Source organism: Rubellimicrobium mesophilum DSM 19309 (assembly GCF_000600335.2).
Taxonomy (GTDB): domain Bacteria; phylum Pseudomonadota; class Alphaproteobacteria; order Rhodobacterales; family Rhodobacteraceae; genus Rubellimicrobium; species Rubellimicrobium mesophilum.
In genome coordinates, this window is record NZ_KK088592.1 from 14118 (window position 1) to 30008 (window position 15891).

Genomic DNA, 15891 nt, shown 5'->3' on the forward strand with positions numbered 1-15891 from the left:
TCGGCCCTCTCTGCCGGCAGCAATGGCGTGAACGTCCCGCGAGCACCACGTAAGCCCCCGCGCTGCAGATAAGCGCGATTGATTACTAAGAGGCAGGAAGGCCAGAGATTTCGTTGGCGACCTGCAAAGCGCGCCAATGGTGTAGGACCTACATGACTGCTCTACCGAGGCACCACGCTGAACAGCACCTTGTTTTTCACCAAGGCCCAGAGCCCCAGCATCGTACCCAGGTAAAGGGCGGTGTTGATCCAGATTCGGGTGGGCCACACACCGTTCCAGTCCGGGATCACGTCGAAGTACCCCGGGATCTGGTCGATCAGGACGATGAAGATGAGGTGCATGAGGAAGACGTAAAGGCTGGCCTCGCCCAGGGGGATGAGGAGCCAGCCCAGCGCCTTGTTGAGGGGCTGCCAGAAGTAGGTGAGCAGCGCATAAAGTGCGCCGAAGAACGCGGCCACGTTGAGGAGCCGCAGCAGCCCGGGGTGCTTCTTGACGAACCAGACGTCGTAGATGGCCTGGAACCGCTCGCCCAAGATCAGGTTCAGTCGCGACCATGCGGGAAAGGAGGGGTTCGGAGTGGCCTGGGCGAAAATGAAGAAGCCCAGCGCCAGTGCGACAGTGATCCCGACGGCCAAGCGGCGGCGAAGAGGATCGGCCAGCCACACCGCGATCTCCACGCGAAAGAACCCGACGGCCAGCGCATGGGTGAACAGGACCTGATACATCATGAGCGGGAAGGCATACTCGAACTGCATCCCCAGGAGCGGCGTATCCGGCGGCATCTGCCATCCAGCGAAGTAGAGCGCCCACGTCAGTCCAAAGAACACCCCCAGCAGGCGCCGGTGCAGGAGCCAGAGCGCCAGAGGGGCCCCTGCCAGCAGGAACACGTAGAGCCCGAGGATCTGGATCTGGTGAGGCGAGACGCGCATCGTCAGCACCAGCGCGAGCTGATCATACCAGGGCACCTCGGGCGCGGGGATCATCGGATAGACCTGGCCGGCGAAGCGGTCGGTGAAGGTTGTGACCGCTGTCATATCGATGAGGCCAAGGCTTCGGACGACAATGATGAGGAGCACGGTCACGACCAGCGCCCGCCAGAGGACAAAGGAACGGCGCCAGAGCCGTTCCGTCACCCTCGCCATGCCCTCTCGCTCCACCACCTTGCGGTTCACGAGTCCCAACACCAGGCCAGCGGTGACGACGAACATCTCGGCTGCCGAGATGATCCCGAGCCGCTCCCAGAACAGGAAGTTGAACCAGGAAAAGAACTCCAGGTGCGCAGCGACCACCGAGAGCATCGCGAAACCGCGCATGAAGTCGAAGCGGAGGTCGCGATACCCCGCATAGCTAGGGTAGCCCTGCCGCCCATAAAGAGAGGTCATGTCGGCACTGCCGGCCTGTTCCAGCAAAGGGCGGGTCCTGTGGTCCATGGCGCTATCCTCCCCGCGATGTGCGGCGACGCTGTCAGACCGGCGGCATTTTGGGAATGACTGATCGTGGGAGCGGTTCCAGCGCCAGCGATCCATCCAGACCCGGCTCTCGCCGCCGAGCGGGGACGTTCTACTCTCAATCCCGCGCAACCCCGGGTGGACCTGATGAAGCGAGTTGTCCTGGTCTTCACCGCAACGGCCCTGTCAGCCCTGCTGGCCTTCCTCGTGCTCGAGGAGCGCGGGCGGGATCATCTCACGGCAGGTCTCCTGGACCCGATCCTCGGCCTTGACCACTTCCTGGTCCTTGTGGGCGTGGGCCTCTGGGCCGGCCGTTGGGGCGGGGTGGCACAATGGGCGCTGCCCGCAGCGTTCCTTTTGGGAACACCCGTGGGCTACCTGCTCGCCACAGGCCAGACGCCGATCCCACTCGTGGATGCGCTGGTGCACATCCTGATCATGGGATCGCTCCTGCTCCTCGCCGGCGCCATCACCTTCCCCATCCGGCTCCCATTGCGGGAGGCGGTGAGCACGATGGCCATGTTCGGCAGTTGCCACGGTTATGTTCACGGGCTGGAGGCGGGCTTGGAGATGCCAGGCTGGTTCGGGCTTGGATCGATTATGACGGCGACGGCCTTGCTGTCGCTCGGGGTCATCGTTGGTCTCACTGTGGCCCAAAGTCGGCGTTCTCCTTGACAAAGACTGGTCCGGGCAGGCTGGCCCTTCGCGACGTCGTCGGGGCGTCGATCATAAGGCGACCACCGGCGTCACGGTCATGTCCATGCCCTCCTGCCAAGCTGCTTAGGGCTGGGCAGGGCGGGAATCGGCGCCGCTATTCTGTCCAGAGGAGACGCTTCAAAGCACCATCAAGGAGAGGCGCTCCTTGAGAGCCTAGAGCGGCTCACTGTCCTGAAGCGATCCTCGCCGCAAACGCGCGTCATCCCGGCCATGTTTATCAGTGCGGCGAGATGACGGGCCCCGCGCCGAGACCGGCGGGCAGAGGCAGGAGCGTGCAAAGAGCAGGGGGCCAAGAAGACCTCGCTTCTCCTGCGGGGCTGCCCTGTTGGCTCAAATAGGGGTAAGCTGCTCCTGGGCTCGGCTGAGAGTTCGTTTGAATCGGATAGCGCAGTGGACCCTCTCGACTCCGAGTTTGAGTTCCGACGCATCCAGGCGCTGCATGAGACGGGGCTGCTCAGCTCACCGGGCCTGCCTGAACTGGACGAGATCTGCCGGCGGGCACGGGAGCACTTCGGTGTGGCCACGGCCTTGGTGACGCTAATTGACCAAGACACGCAGGTCATCAAGGCCCGCGACGGTTCAGATCTACAGGAGACACCCCGAGCTTGGGCCTTCTGTGATTACACCATCCGTACCGATCTGGTCTTCGTGGTGCCCGATGCCGCGCAGGATGAGCGCTTCGCCGCAAACCCGCTGGTCACAGGCGAGCCCTTCATTCGCTTCTATGCAGGCGCGCCGCTGATTTATTTGCAGGACATTCGGTTCGGGGCGCTGTGCCTCTTGGACCCACAGCCGCGCCGGGCTGCAGAGTTCACGCTGGGCGACAGGGCCGAACTCGGCGGCATGGCGGACGAGGTGGTGAGCGTCATCGTCCAGCACAAGCTTACTGCCCTCTCGGCTATTCTGGGATACAACGAGTGACAGCTGAGCGTGCAGCTATTGCTGCGCGACGTCAGAAGGTATTCACAGAGAAGCCCACAAAGACTTCGTCGGCATTGAAGCGGTATCCCGCACGTATGCTCACAGGCCCGTCGCCCAGCTGCTTGCTCACGCTGAGGCTCGTCTCCTCGTAATCTAGGCTCGCACCACGGGAGATCGCGAACGTCAGCCCTGGGTCCGCGAGGGTGAGTTGCGCTTGCGTAAAGTAGTTCTTCCGGTTCGTACCAGCGCTGGCCTGCAGGAATACCGCGCCCCAGTCGAACGCAATATAGCGCTGAATGCCGACGTTGAGCCCGAGCTCAACCTCGGACAGGTCGCCGCCGCCGAACCCCAGGGCGGGGCCTGCGGACATTGACAGCCCCTCGACACCGAAGGTCCAGGGAAGGGTGCGCGTGAGGCTGAGGCTCGCGCTCACGCCGTCTCCATAGACCGTGTAGCCCGCGCCGAAGTTCCAGTTCCCCCGGCTGGCGGCCAGCACTCCGCCCTGAGAGCTCTCGGAGACATCCACCCCCCAGTACTCCCCATCAGCTAGAACCACAGATGGAAGCAGAGTCACTGCTGAGGCTAGGATAAGCCTGGGAAAGAACTGGTTACGCCTATTGATCACTATGGAGCTTCCTCTCATCAGGACGCCGAATGACTGTCCCTTCCGACAAAGTGGGAGAGGGTTGTGGGCGCATCAAGGTCTTATTTCAGCGCCGGCGTGGCAAAGCGGACAACGGCTTCTCGGAGCCAACCGTTACTCTGCGGCAGCCCGCAATGCCTCCTCGACGCCTTCCAGAACGAGCAGGGTCATATCGTCCTCCGCAGAGGCCGACCCGCGCCAGTCCTGGACGGTCCGGGCCACTTCGGAGAGCAGATCGGCTGTGGGCAGGCGCAGGTTGCGCCTCACAAGGTCCAGGAGCCGCTCTTCCGTGAAGGGCTGACCTGAGGGATTTTCGGCCTCGCTGAGGCCATCGGAGTAGACGAGGAGCCGGTCGCCGGGCCCGAAGCCGAAGGCGACCACGTCGAAGGTGGCCCCTCGCATGACACCGATGGGCAGCCCACCGTCGCCGATCATCTCGACCACACCTGAGTGCCGGAGAAGGAGCGGCGGCGGGTGGCCCGCCTGCACAAGGCATCCCCGCCCCTCCTCGGGGCGCAACTCGCCCATGATCACGGTGAAGTAGGGCAGGTGCTCGGGCCAGTCGTCGTTGAGCGTGGCTATCGCCTCGGCCAGGCTGTCGCCGGCGCGGCGTTGCAGGATAGTCTGGGCCGCGGCATAGCGCGACGCCACCGAGACGAGTGCCGCAGCCGCACCATGCCCCGCCACGTCGGCCAGGAAGAAATGAACCGGCCCGTTAGGTTGGCGCAGGACGTCGTAGGTGTCCCCGGAGATGAAGTGCGAAGGCTGGAGCCGGCCGGTGAAGGCCACGCCGCCCAACCGGGCAGGCTCCGGCAGGAGCGAGAGCTGGACCGCGGAGGCCGCCTCCAGGTCCTGCTGGAGCTGTCGGTGCGCGGCCTGGAGCTTCCCGTGCAGGCCAAGGCGCTCCTCCTGGAGCCGGGCCCGCCGGATTGCGTTGGCCTTGAAGACGCGTAGGGCGTCCGCCATGGCCCCGATCTCATCTTGGGTGCCACGATCTGGCAGGGGCGCGTGCAAGTCTCCTTCGGCCAGGGCCAGCATGCTCCGGCGCAGGCCGTCGAGCGGGGTGATGACCCGGCGCAGCACGACCCAGCTGCCGTGGACGACGGCGTAAAGGCCGGCGAGGAAGAGGCTAGCCCACAGAAGGGCCAGCATGGACGCGCGGCGTTGCTGCTGCGCGAGGCGTTCGCGGGAGTAGGTGAAGAGGCTCTCCTGGAATTCCGCCCCCGTGCGCGTGATCTGTCGCGTGCTCCAGAGCAGGGGATAGGCCTCGTTGCGGATCTGGTCTGCTTCATGCGCAGGACTCGCAAGATCCGCGAGGAGTTGTCGCTCCAGCGGATGGTAGCGGTCCTCATAGGCCACTGCGAGTGCGGCCAGCTTGAGACCCACCGCGCGATCGCTTGCCCCGGCTCGGTTCCCGAGGAGCTCATAGGCCAGTTCCGCGCGTTCGGAGTTGCCCCGGATCTGGTCCCAGGCGGCCCGTCGCGCCTCGGGGGTCACATCGGTCAGGAGCTCGCCAATCCGGGCCTCGTTGAGGCTCAGCGCTTCAAGCAGAATGGTGGCGTAGCGCCGCATCTGGAAGGCGTTGGCGGTTCCCGGGTCGGCTGGACTCTCTTGAGTCAGCAGAGCCACCCGGAGCGAGACGAGGTCCTTCACGAGCTGTGAGTAGCCGGCCAGCACCTCGGGGGCTGCAGCCGTGCGTTCCTCTGGATTGGCGGTGGAGCGCCTCGCGTCCGTGACGGCCCGAAGATCTGTCAGCGCTTGCCGGAGCCGCGCCAGGACGGCGTCACCTTCACTGCCCCTCACCAGGGCCAAGCTCTGGGCTGCTTCCGCAAACACCGCGTCCGTTGTCTGGCTCAGTTCGGCCGCACCCTTTTCCACGACCGAGGCCCCGAGCAGGGACAGGTAGGCTTCGGTCCGTTCGTCCGCGAGCGCCATACCGGCGCGTGCGAGCAGCTCCCGCGCGGAGTTGGAGACCGTCTGCTCCCGCGCCTCACGGTACTGCAGGAACGTGGTCGAGGCCTGGAGCGTCACCAGGGTGCAAAGGCCCACCCCCAGCAGCAGGAAGAGACCGATTAGGGTGCGGCGGATGGTGAACACGGCGGTCTTCCGGATGCAGGTAGGCAAGATAAGTCGTTGGTCTTTGTTGAAGACAGGTCGACTGGAATCGCAAGGGCAACTGCGATGCTTCCGAGTGACGGAGTGACGCGGGTCTGCTTCGGTTCTGCCTGCCGCCGAGGCCGAACTATGGCGCTCGGGTCAATCCGATCTAATGTGCGCTAGTAACTGGAGATCTCGGGGATAGACCGTGCCCTACTACTTCGACCGTTTCGAGCATCGCACGCCACCCGAGCCTCTGCCGCATTCCCCAGCTCGCGAGCTTCTCTACCAGTATCTCGCCGTCATCAGCCTCGTCCTCGGGGCGTGGTATCTGTGGTGGCGCTGGACCGAGAGCCTGAACCCAGAGGCTCTGTGGTTCGCCATACCGCTCGTGCTCGCGGAGACGCTGGCCTACTTCGGGCTGATCCTGTTCACGATCAATCTGTGGCGCGTGCAGGACTACCCGGTCCTCCCGCCCCCGGCCTCCATCCGCGACTGCGTGGAGGACCCCTCCGCGCCCGACCGGCCGGTTGTCGTCGACGTCTTCTTCACGACCTACAACGAGGATGTGGAGATCGTGCAGAGGGGCGTCCGCGATGCCAAGGCCATGCGCTATCCCCATCCTATCGACCTGCAGATCCACGTCCTAGATGACGGCCGCCGCCCCGAGATGCGCGCAATGACCCAGGACGAGGGCGTGGGCTACATTAGCCGCGACAACAACGTGGGCTTCAAGGCTGGTAACCTCCGCAACGCGATGGAGCAGAGCGGGGGCGACTTCATCATCATCTGCGACGCCGACACCCGCCCCATGCCCACCATGCTGGAGCGCTGCCTAGGCTACTTCCGCGACCCCGATGTGGCCTGGGTCCAGACGCCCCAGTGGTTCTACGATCTCCCCGAGGGTACGCCCCTGCCCGATGCTCTGGGCCGGAAGCTCGGGAGCGCCGGACGGGGAATAGGCCATGCCGTGGAGGCGATGTTCGGCCCGATCCGCGTGGGCCAGGACCCGTTCCTCAACGACCCCGAGATGTTCTACCAAATCATCCTGCGGCGCCGGAACTGGGCCAACGCGTCCTTCTGCTGCGGAGCAGGCTCTATTCACCGGCGCGAAGCGGTAATGCAGGCCGCCCTGGGCGCCTACGCCGACGACATTTTGCGCAAGGCCGGGGAGGACGCCATCGCCGTGCGAAAGCTCACGCGCGAGAAGCAACTCCGCCCCGAGGTCCAGTCGGCGCTCGTGGCCGGCGCCTTGGCTGATCAGGAGTTCACGCCCTACAAGTTCCACGTCTCCGAGGACATCTACACCTCCATCGAGCTGCATGGCGACCCGGCCCGCCGCTGGAAGTCGGTCCTGCATCCATGGATCGAATGCAAGATGCTTTCGCCCCAGGACCTGCTGAGCTGGACGGTTCAACGCTTCAAGTATGCCGGGGGCAGCTTGGACATACTGTTCCATGACAACCCGCTGTTCCGGGGCAAGATGTCGTTCTGGCAGCGGGTGATGTACGGCGCGACCTTCTGGTCCTACCTGGGCGCGTTGTGGAACGTGATCTTTCTGGTCGCTCCGCTCATCTACCTCTTCACCGGCATCGCCCCCGTGACGGCCTACACGGCGGATTTCTACAAGCACATCCTGCCGTTCCTGATCTTGAACGAGCTTGCGAGCATGATTGGGACGTGGGGTATCTCCGGATACCGCTCTAAGCTCTGGTACATCTCGTTCTTCCCGATCAACCTCCGCGCGCTCTGGACCGTCGTCCGGGGCGAGAAGATCAAGTTCCCGGTCACGCCCAAGGTTCGCCAATCGGGCAATTTCGCGCGCCTCGTGGCACCACAGATTGCCGTGGTCGTCGTGACCGGGGTCGCGCTCCTCTGGGGCCTCGCAGCCTGGCTCTTGGGGCTGGGTCACTACACCGCCGGCGGACTGGTCGCGAACGGATTCTGGGCGGCCAACAACATACTCGCTATGGGCGGCATGATCTTTGCCGCCTTCTGGAAGCCCGACGAGACCGAGGATGATTTGGAAGGAGTGCCCGCATGACCACCCACAACGGATGGCGCAACGCGCGGGGTCACATCGTCTTTCTCCTAGCCCTCGTGACCGCCTTCGCGATCGTCTACTGGCTGGAGCAGTGGGAGACGGGCGGGGCCGCGACGACGGCGCAGGCCTGGACGCCCGACCCATCCACGCAGGCGCCGCCCCCGCCGCTTGAGCCGCTCAGCGATGAGGAGCTGGCGGCAGCTCGGACGGCTTGGGCCTACTTCGAAGGCAACACACAGCCGGATACTGGACTCGTCAATTCGGTTGCGGGCTATCCGGCCACCACGATGTGGGACACGGGCGGCTACCTTCTAGCTGCCATCTCAGCCGAGCGGCTGGGCCTGCTTCCACGTGAGGAGTTCGATCGGCGCATGACGCAGGCCCTGGACAGCCTCGTGCGGCTGCCGCTCTACGATGGCCGACTCCCCAATAAGTCCTACGACACGACCACCCTCGCCATGACGGACTACGCCAACATCCCGACCGAAGCCGGAATCGGCTGGTCGGCCTTGGACATCGGACGTCTCCTCGTCCCCTTGGAAGTGCTCCTGACTCACTACCCAGAGCACGCGGCCGAAGTAGCCGCGGTACTGGACCGCTGGAACCTCTCTGCGGCCGTCGGCAACGGCGAGTTGATTGGGGCGCAGCCCAACGACGGAGGTGGCGTTGACTTCGTGCAGGAGGGGCGGCTCGGCTATGAGCAGTATGGTGCACGAGGTTTCGAACTCCTGGGCTATGACACGGGCGAGGCATCCCGCGTCGAGCCCCAGCTCGACTGGGCCGAGGTCGAGGGAGTCGAAGTACCGGTGGACCGCCGCGATCCGGAGGAGTTCGGGGCGCATACCCACACGCTCAGCGAGCCCTACATCCTCGCCGCGCTTGAGTATGGCTGGGACACGCAGCTCAAGGACCTCGCTTGGCGGGTCTACGAGGCGCAGGAGAGGCGGCACACCGACATCGGGCTTCTGACGGCCGTGACCGAGGACCACCTCGACCGCGCGCCGCACTTCATCTTCAGTTCGGTGATCGCCAACGGAGAGCCCTGGGCGGTGCAGACAGACACCGGCGAGGACGCGGACGCGTTCCGCATCCTGAGCACCAAGGCGGCGCTGGGCTGGCACGCCCTTTACCGCACGCCTTACACTGAGCAGCTCACCGCGGCGGTCTGGGACCTGCAAACCCCGAACGGCTGGCAGGCCGGGCACTACGAGACCTTGGATGGACCAGACGCTGTGCTCGCGTCCAACACCAATGCCGTGATCTTAGAAGCCCTTCACTACTGGGCCTTTGGGCCCATACTGCATCCAGAGGGCCTGAGGGAGCAGGGTGAGACGGCTTCGGCCGCGGCACCTTAAGGAAGACAGGAGTCTGGGTGCCCTCAGGTCGGCGAGGGAGTGGCCAAAGGTAGCCGGCAGGTTGCCCCGACCGAGGTGGCCGGCCCGAGTTCTTCGGGCCAAGCAGCTTTAGGGAACAGCGCCCCGAGGTGCCGGTAGGCAATCGCCTCAAGCACGAAGGCATTCGTGGCGCTGGTCCGGGTCGTCTCATAGGCGCCTGTGGCCTCGTATCGGCCCTCATACCACCCCAAGGCGGGATCCTGGAGATCAGCAGTGAGGGCGCGCAGCGTGTCGATGATCTCGCCGTCAAAGAAGGCATCGAGAGCAAAGACCGCCCGCGTCGAGATAAGGTCAAGCCGGGAAAAGAGAGTGCCTCCCGGATCAACCGTGGACCACGGATAACCGTTGGCAAGTATAGTGCCGTAGAGCGTGAACGGCTCCTCCGAGCGGCGGAAGTCTGCTCGAGCGGTCGGGAGCCCGTCCTGAGTCAGCCGTCGCGCTTGAAGATCGTAGACCACCGTCATCAGGTCACCTGACGACAACCCGCCCGCCACCTCCTCTCCCGAGAGCGGCCCAAGAGTCAGAAAGCTAAACTCCAGTCCCATATATGCGGGCGGGGTGGTCATGATTGGCGCTTGGGCCGTCACGTCGACCTCCAAAGGGAAGCGGACGCCGTCGATGTCGATCTCGGAGGCAGCCGATCCTGCGGATGGAATGGGCGCGTCCAAACCCCAGGCCCGGTAACCCTGCACGGCGTAGGAGTCGTAGCCACGCGACGTCTCCGCCGCATATTCCGTCCCGTTCTCGCCCGGCCGAGCTCTCTGGAGCCGCGCCTGGTCGGAGAGGACATCGCAGACGCTGAACCGGCCCACTGCATTGCGGATGAAGGAGGCGAACTCAGGGTGCTCGACAGCGGCGATCTTGAGCCAGACCAGCAAGCGCCCAGTGTCCACCGCCGACCAACCCGCCTGGCCCTCAGCCAAATCCTCTCCAAGCATGGCTCCGGTGTCGGTGCTGTAGAAGCGATTGGGCATCTCGCCAAAGGCCAGCGGCATGGTGTTGATGAAGGTCAGAAGCCGAGTGAACCGCTGATCGAATTCGCGATCATCGATGATACCGAGATGCTGGGCCAGAAGAATGGCAGCGAGTTGGTCCCCCATGGACCAAGCGGACGCGACGGGGGCTCCGGCACGCGCGGGCACCAAGCCCGGCCTCGGCGGGGCGCCTTCGGCCGGCGGAGCGTCCCCCGTGCTCGTAAAGTAGGCCCAAGCCGCCTGCGCCCAGGTCAGCTCCTCTTCGGTCAGGGGCGTACTCAGGCTCCCGGTGGAGAGGGGCGGAGACGTGCTGGACGGTTCCTCTTGAGCCAGAGCCGCGAGAGGGAGGAACAGGAGAGCCGCGCAGCTGCCGAGCAAGCCGCGGAGCCGGCCGCCATTTCCTTGTTCCACCAGAACCATGCCCTATCCTCCCGAGCGAGTTGCTCTCCGTCCATCTATTTTCCTGCCCCTGAGGTTCCACACGTGTCCGCGACAGCCCGTCCTGTGTTTCTTGCGTCGGCTCTGGCCCTGGGAGCGACGGCGCCGCCTAGCGCGGCCGACGAGCACTGGCCCGAGCGCCCCCTTTCCACCGTCGAGCCCGTCGCGCAACCCCGCCATAGCGAGCTGACGGATGCCGAGATGGAGATGGCTCAGAACGCTTGGCACTACTTCGAAGCCAACTGGCAGCCCGACACCGGATTCACCAACGCCGTGAATGCCTACCCTTCGACGACGCTCTGGGACACGGGCTCGTACATCGGGGCTGTCATCTCGGCCGAGGGGCTGGGCTTCATCAACGAGGAGGCAGCGAAGGATCGGCTCGACCTGCTGCTGGGCACGCTGTCACATCTTCAGCTCTTTCGTTCGGAGTGCCCAAACAAAGTCTACCACACTCAAACAGCGTTCCCGACGACCTACACGAATGAGCCCGGCGAGATTGGCTGCTCGGCGCTCGACATCGCTCGGCTCATGGTGTGGCTCAAGGTGATTGAGCAGCGCTACCCGGAGTTCCAGGCAGACGTGCGCCGCACACTCCGACGGTGGAACTGGTGCAACATCGTGACCCCGGCCGGCGTACTCCAGGGCTCTACGGTCGGAGGGGACGGGGCAACTCTCTACGTTCAAGAGGGCCGTCTCGGCTACGAGGAGTATGGTGCCGCCGCCTTCGCGCTCTGGGGCTTCGACGTGGGGGAGGCCTACAAGCCCGAGCCCTACAGCACGGTCTGGCTTTATGGTGTCGAGGTGCCCTACGACACCCGCGACCCTCGCGTGCTAGGCGCCCACAACTATGTCGTAACCGAAAGCTACGCCCTTCTGGGCATCGAGTTCGGTCTAGCGGATCCGGCGGGCGACGACATTCCGGCTTGGATTGCCCGCGCGGCCCAGAACGTCTACGAGGCACAGGCGCGCCGCTTCGAGGCAACAGAGACCTTCACAGCGCGGACCGAGCACCAACTGCTCGATGCGCCCTACTTCGTCTACGACACGCTCTTCAGCGACGGCCGGCCCTGGGCCACCATCACCGACACGGGCCAGTGGGTGCCTGAGCATGGGGCGGTGGCGCTCAAGGGAGCAATGGGTCTCTGGGCGCTCTGGGACACGGACTACACTGACCAACTCTTCGATTATATCGCCGATCAGTTTGATCCCAAGCTGGGCTACGTGGAAGGCATCTACGAGAACGGCAGCGGCCCGATCCTGCAATATACGGCCAACAACAACGGCATCATGCTCGAGACGCTCTACTTCAAGGAGAACGGGCCGATCCTTCAACCCGTGGAAGATCCCCTGGCCTGGGTGGAGACGAACGACTCGCAACAGAATCGATGCTTGCCGAGCGTCACCGAAGAGCAGCAGGAGCAACCTGGATGAACATCACCGAAGAGCTGCAGAGCGACATTCTGGTCCTCCACGTGGGCGAGACGCGCGTGGACGCTGCGCGGGCTCCAGCCCTCCGTGATGAACTCCTCCGCCGCATCGACGCCGGCCACAGCCGGATCGTGCTAGACCTTTCGAAGACTGACTTCATGGACAGCTCGGGTCTCGGCGCACTAGTCTCCGCCGTGAAGCGGCTGGGCTCCCGGGGTACGCTGGCCATCGTCGGTGCGAGTGGGGCGGTGGCCCGCCTCTTCCAGCTCACGCGCATGGATCGCGTCTTTGCGCTGCACCCGAGTGTGGATGCTGCCATCGCCCAGATGTCAGGCTGACGCTGTGCATCATGGCCAGCGCGCGCACCTGGATTCTGGACCGCAGCAGCTTGGACGACATCGGGCCCATCTCGGAGGCCATCCGATTACTGGCGGAGCCGGAGTTGGGTGCTGAAGGCGCAGGCGACATCGAGCTCGCGCTTGTGGAGGCCGCCACGAACGTGGTGCGCCACGGATATGGGCCCGAAGGCGGTCCGATCCGTATCGAAGCCGCCACGGGAAATCACGGTGTTCGGGTGACGATCTTCGATTGGGGGCGCCCCATTCCCGGCGAGGTGCTCGCCAATGCTCGCCTCAGCCGCTTCGACTTCGATCCGATGGACCTGCTGGAGATCCCCGAAGGCGGGATGGGCCTCTCGATCATCGCCACGATCATGGACGAGGTGACCTATCGCTCGGACCAGGGACAGAACATCTTGACCCTCCTGCGTCGGGTGCGCACCTGACGCAGGGGTGGGTCCGCAGCGTCAGGCGCTTTCTCCGCCTATCATGCCCTGCAGCCTAGCCCGGAGCGCCGGCCCGTATTCCGGATGCGCGAGCCCCATGTCCATGGTCGCCTCGAGGTAGCCCATCTTGGAGCCGCAATCGTAGCGCCGGCCACGATAGCGGAAGGCTTCCACGCCCGTGGTCGGGATCTGCTTCCGGATAGCGTCGGTGAGCTGGATCTCACCCCCCTTGCCGGGCTCCTGCTTGGCCAGGATGCTCATGATGTCCCCGGTCAGGATGTAGCGCCCGACCACGGCCAAATTGGAGGGAGCCTCGCCCTTCAGGGGCTTCTCGACCATGTCGCGGATCGGGGCGGACCGACCCTCGCCGGGATCGTCGGAGGCTACAACACCATAGCTGCTGGTCTCGTCCAGCGGGACGGGGTTGACGGCCAGGACGGACTTGCCTGTCTCCCGGTGAACCTCGGCCATCTGGGCGAGCACGGGCGGCTCGCCCTGCATGAGGTCGTCGGCCAGGAGCACCGCGAAAGCCTCATCCTCGCCGACGAGAGGCGCCGCGCAGTAGACGGCATGGCCTAGCCCCAGCGCCTCGGGCTGGCGGATGTAGATGCATGTAACGTTCGGGGGAATGATGCTCCGCAGTTGCTCGGCCACGTCGCCCTTGCCCTTGTCGCGCAGAAGGCGGTCGAGCTCGGGTGTCGCGTCGAAGTGGTCCGCAATGGCGCGCTTGGTGCGGCCCGTCACAAAGATGAGCTGCGTGACCCCGGCCGCGATGGCCTCCTCGACCGCGAACTGGATGAGGGGCTTGTCGATGACCGTCAGCATCTCCTTGGGCTGCGCCTTGGTAGCGGGCAGGAAGCGGGTTCCTAGCCCCGCAACGGGAAAGATGGCTTTCGTGACAGGCTTCACTGCAGGACTCCTCCGATTGCGTGTTAGCCAAACAGTAAGCGGAGCGGGGGGTTCCCGAATGGAAAGCCTGCCGGTCAGATCGTCCGTCAACGACTGACCCGCGGGCTAGTCCGAGGTCCTTGCCCAGTCGCCAAGTCATGTTGTTGCGACGCCTGACGGCGAAGTGGACCTAACCCTGGAAGCGGCTTCCGGCATTTGCCCTTCGGTCCTTCCTCGGAAGCGACGAGCAGTCCGTGATTTCCGCGGTAGCCGGGGTTTGGAGTTGAAGCCTGCAGATGTCTCGGATGGAGTGCGGGGAGGCATGAGAGCCTTCACAACCTCTGGTGCGTTGCTCGCGCGCTTGAGCCTCAGCGCCGGGCACCAGGTCTGCCCCGCAGATCTTTGGTGGGTCGCATAGCAGGGCTCCACCATCATTTAGCCGACGTCGCTGAAAGGCATAAGCCGCCCCGTCCTGCAATGTGAGATCCCTCGATCTGAGGGCTACACGAGGGCGAAGTCGTCGTAGCTGAGATCGGCCTTGTGCAGACCATGGAAGGTAAGCGTACTGCCGTCGGCGAACTTGAGCACCGCTTCACCATTCACGTCGCTGACGTTGCGGTAAAGCGCCGAGAACTGGCTTACCCCGGCTAGGCTCTTGGAGATTACTGTGATGTCGTGCTCGGCGCCCGCATCAGGGTTGAAGTCCCAGATTACGTCCTTCTCGGCTGTCCCGCCGCGCGAGGTCACCGTATCGCCCTTCGCGTTCAGGCCCGGACTGACAAACAGGAAGCGGTCCTGTCCGCCCGCGCCCTCGAGGACGTCCGATCGCTTGAGCACATCGCGGAGGTCCTCGGGGCCGTTCGTCCCTTGCACCGTGACCGCGGGCTTCGGGGCGGGGCCGCCGATAAGAGTGGAGGTGCCGCCCAGAGGGGCGTACTCGACCGCCGAAACCTTGCCCACGAGCGGATGCCCGGGGTAGGTCCACTTGCCGGCCCAGGCCTCCATCTCCGGCTTGGTGTCGACCGCCCAGAGATTAACGAAGCTTTTCATCTCCCCGTTGATCCAGGTGCCGCCCGGCATGTCGGTCGCGTCATAGCGGCCCACTTCCGTGCCATCGACGGTGAAGATGGCCTCGGTCCCGGTCACCGTGACGGCGTAGGTGTGTTGGCCTTCCGTGGCGTCGAACCCGAGGTTGACCTTGATGGGCCCGCCATTGGCGTCCTCGAGCGTGACGTGCTGGCCCGAGGCGGTCTCCATGTGGATGTTGAGGCGGACCACGTTGATGTCGATGTCGCCGTCCCCGTCCCAGTCGCCACCGTCCTTGCCCAGGAACTCGAAGTCGAATTCGAGCCAGGGGTCGTTGGCCCAGTCGGCCTTGTAGGTGAAGAGCCCGAAGATCGACCCGCTGGTGAGCTCGGGGGCCTGGGCGGTCCAACTCCAGGTGCCCGTCTGGGCGGTCTGGTTCGACTCGATCTCGCCGCTCACGTAGGGCAGGCGCGACCCCCTCGGGGCCTTGTCGAGCGTAAAGTTGAGTGTGCCCGTGTTGCTGTTCCAGGTCACGTTGTTGGGTGACCATTTCAGGATGCTGGACTGCCCGGCGGTCCAGTCTGACACCTGCCAAGCACCAGTTAGTAGCGGGTTGCTGGTGTAGCGGAGATTAGACATGAACTCGACACCTTAAAATGAGCAGCCCACAAACCGGCGAGACGGCTTGGGGTCGCTGAGTGATAGGTCAAGAAGATGTGCCCGCAGCAACGCGTCGCGTCCTATCACATTCCTGTGTGATCAGGAAGGGCGACCAACACGAGCCGCTTGGTTCGTAGGGCTGCGCCTAGAGGTTAAGCACAGGACGCAAGGGCGGGTAGCGTCCACGGAGGTGGTGGACTTTCCGGTGTAGGCGGGGTGGCCATCGGGATGTGCGGCTAAGGTGGAGTTGTCCGACTTCACCCTGAGCCACGAGGACCCGATGACCGACGACAGGATGGCGCTGATGGAGGCGCTGCAAAAGGCCGATGATGGCAACTTTCTCCGCTCCCTCGCCGAGACGGTTCTCCAGATCCTCATGGAGGCCGACGTGGAGGGACTGATCGGAGCAGGACGATACGAGCGCAG

At 64.5% G+C, this 15891-nt stretch carries 13 protein-coding genes and 1 pseudogene; 8 read left to right on the forward strand and 6 right to left on the reverse strand.

Annotation, left to right across the window (positions count from 1 at the left end; translation table 11 throughout):
* Positions 1-161 precede the first annotated feature (161 nt).
* Positions 162-1382, reverse strand: coding sequence for an OpgC domain-containing protein (gene opgC, locus RUMESO_RS16155; RefSeq protein ID WP_169791188.1), 1221 nt, complete (start codon positions 1380-1382; stop codon positions 162-164).
* Between the two features lie 213 nt (positions 1383-1595).
* On the opposite strand from opgC, the gene RUMESO_RS16160 reads away from it, so the two are divergent.
* A complete protein-coding gene (locus RUMESO_RS16160; protein ID WP_055725572.1) occupies positions 1596-2123 on the forward strand; it encodes a HupE/UreJ family protein in 528 nt (175 codons plus the stop codon).
* A gap of 432 nt (positions 2124-2555) precedes the next feature.
* On the forward strand, positions 2556-3086 hold the full coding sequence (locus RUMESO_RS16165) for a GAF domain-containing protein (RefSeq protein ID WP_051521398.1): 531 nt from the start codon (positions 2556-2558) through the stop codon (positions 3084-3086).
* Positions 3087-3117: 31 nt separating this feature from the next.
* Here the strand turns inward: RUMESO_RS16165 and RUMESO_RS16170 are convergent, their stop codons facing one another.
* Both RUMESO_RS16170 and RUMESO_RS16175 read right to left on the reverse strand, forming a co-directional pair.
* Complete coding sequence (locus RUMESO_RS16170) at positions 3118-3612, reverse strand: hypothetical protein (RefSeq protein WP_037281594.1); 495 nt, start codon at positions 3610-3612, stop codon at positions 3118-3120.
* 231 nt (positions 3613-3843) lie between these two features.
* A complete protein-coding gene (locus RUMESO_RS16175) occupies positions 3844-5853 on the reverse strand; it encodes a PP2C family protein-serine/threonine phosphatase (RefSeq protein ID WP_037281595.1) in 2010 nt (669 codons plus the stop codon).
* A 181-nt stretch (positions 5854-6034) separates the two neighbouring features.
* On the opposite strand from RUMESO_RS16175, the gene RUMESO_RS16180 reads away from it, so the two are divergent.
* Positions 6035-7870 (forward strand): glycosyltransferase family 2 protein, encoded by a 1836-nt coding sequence (locus tag RUMESO_RS16180; RefSeq protein ID WP_037281598.1) that lies wholly within the window; start codon positions 6035-6037, stop codon positions 7868-7870.
* The gene (locus tag RUMESO_RS16185; protein ID WP_051521399.1) at positions 7867-9225 is read left to right on the forward strand and encodes a DUF3131 domain-containing protein; all 1359 of its coding nucleotides are present in this window, start codon (positions 7867-7869) and stop codon (positions 9223-9225) included. Before RUMESO_RS16180 ends, RUMESO_RS16185 begins: the two co-directional genes overlap by 4 nt.
* Positions 9226-9248: 23 nt before the next feature.
* Here the strand turns inward: RUMESO_RS16185 and RUMESO_RS16190 are convergent, their stop codons facing one another.
* Complete coding sequence (locus RUMESO_RS16190; RefSeq protein ID WP_037281599.1) at positions 9249-10658, reverse strand: DUF3131 domain-containing protein; 1410 nt, start codon at positions 10656-10658, stop codon at positions 9249-9251.
* 63 nt (positions 10659-10721) lie between these two features.
* Between RUMESO_RS16190 and RUMESO_RS16195 the strand changes: the two genes are divergently transcribed.
* Genes RUMESO_RS16195 through RUMESO_RS16205 form a run of 3 tightly spaced genes read left to right on the forward strand, consistent with a single transcriptional unit; the run spans position 10722 to position 12891 of the window.
* Positions 10722-12110 (forward strand): DUF3131 domain-containing protein, encoded by a 1389-nt coding sequence (locus tag RUMESO_RS16195; protein ID WP_156362983.1) that lies wholly within the window; start codon positions 10722-10724, stop codon positions 12108-12110.
* Entirely contained in the window at positions 12107-12445 is a 339-nt protein-coding gene (locus RUMESO_RS16200; protein WP_037281600.1) for an STAS domain-containing protein, read from the forward strand. The genes RUMESO_RS16195 and RUMESO_RS16200 overlap by 4 nt, the downstream gene beginning before the upstream one ends.
* A gap of 11 nt (positions 12446-12456) precedes the next feature.
* Positions 12457-12891: an ATP-binding protein gene (locus RUMESO_RS16205; RefSeq protein ID WP_037281601.1), complete on the forward strand. Its 435-nt coding sequence runs from the start codon at positions 12457-12459 to the stop codon at positions 12889-12891.
* Positions 12892-12912: 21 nt separating this feature from the next.
* Here the strand turns inward: RUMESO_RS16205 and galU are convergent, their stop codons facing one another.
* Both galU and RUMESO_RS16215 read right to left on the reverse strand, forming a co-directional pair.
* Positions 12913-13800 carry a UTP--glucose-1-phosphate uridylyltransferase GalU gene (gene galU, locus RUMESO_RS16210; protein WP_037281602.1) on the reverse strand — a complete coding sequence of 296 codons (888 nt, stop codon included), beginning with the start codon at positions 13798-13800 and terminating at the stop codon, positions 12913-12915.
* Positions 13801-14280: 480 nt separating this feature from the next.
* Entirely contained in the window at positions 14281-15444 is a 1164-nt protein-coding gene (locus RUMESO_RS16215; RefSeq protein ID WP_082484142.1) for a family 16 glycosylhydrolase, read from the reverse strand.
* A gap of 301 nt (positions 15445-15745) precedes the next feature.
* Here RUMESO_RS16215 and RUMESO_RS25275 point away from each other — a divergent pair.
* Positions 15746-15891, forward strand: a pseudogene (locus tag RUMESO_RS25275) (IS256 family transposase); the annotation flags it as partial.

Bases quoted from the DNA above. Each gene is read 5' to 3' on its own strand.
- RUMESO_RS16200 (WP_037281600.1), top strand. From the start codon at position 12,107: ATGAACATCACCGAAGAGCTGCAGAGCGACATTCTGGTCCTCCACGTG.
- RUMESO_RS16185 (WP_051521399.1), top strand. From the start codon at position 7,867: ATGACCACCCACAACGGATGGCGCAACGCGCGGGGTCACATCGTCTTT.
- RUMESO_RS16205 (WP_037281601.1), top strand. From the start codon at position 12,457: ATGGCCAGCGCGCGCACCTGGATTCTGGACCGCAGCAGCTTGGACGAC.
- RUMESO_RS16215 (WP_082484142.1), bottom strand. From the start codon at position 15,444: ATGTCTAATCTCCGCTACACCAGCAACCCGCTACTAACTGGTGCTTGG.
- RUMESO_RS16190 (WP_037281599.1), bottom strand. From the start codon at position 10,658: ATGGTTCTGGTGGAACAAGGAAATGGCGGCCGGCTCCGCGGCTTGCTC.
- opgC (WP_169791188.1), bottom strand. From the start codon at position 1,382: ATGACCTCTCTTTATGGGCGGCAGGGCTACCCTAGCTATGCGGGGTAT.
- RUMESO_RS16160 (WP_055725572.1), top strand. From the start codon at position 1,596: ATGAAGCGAGTTGTCCTGGTCTTCACCGCAACGGCCCTGTCAGCCCTG.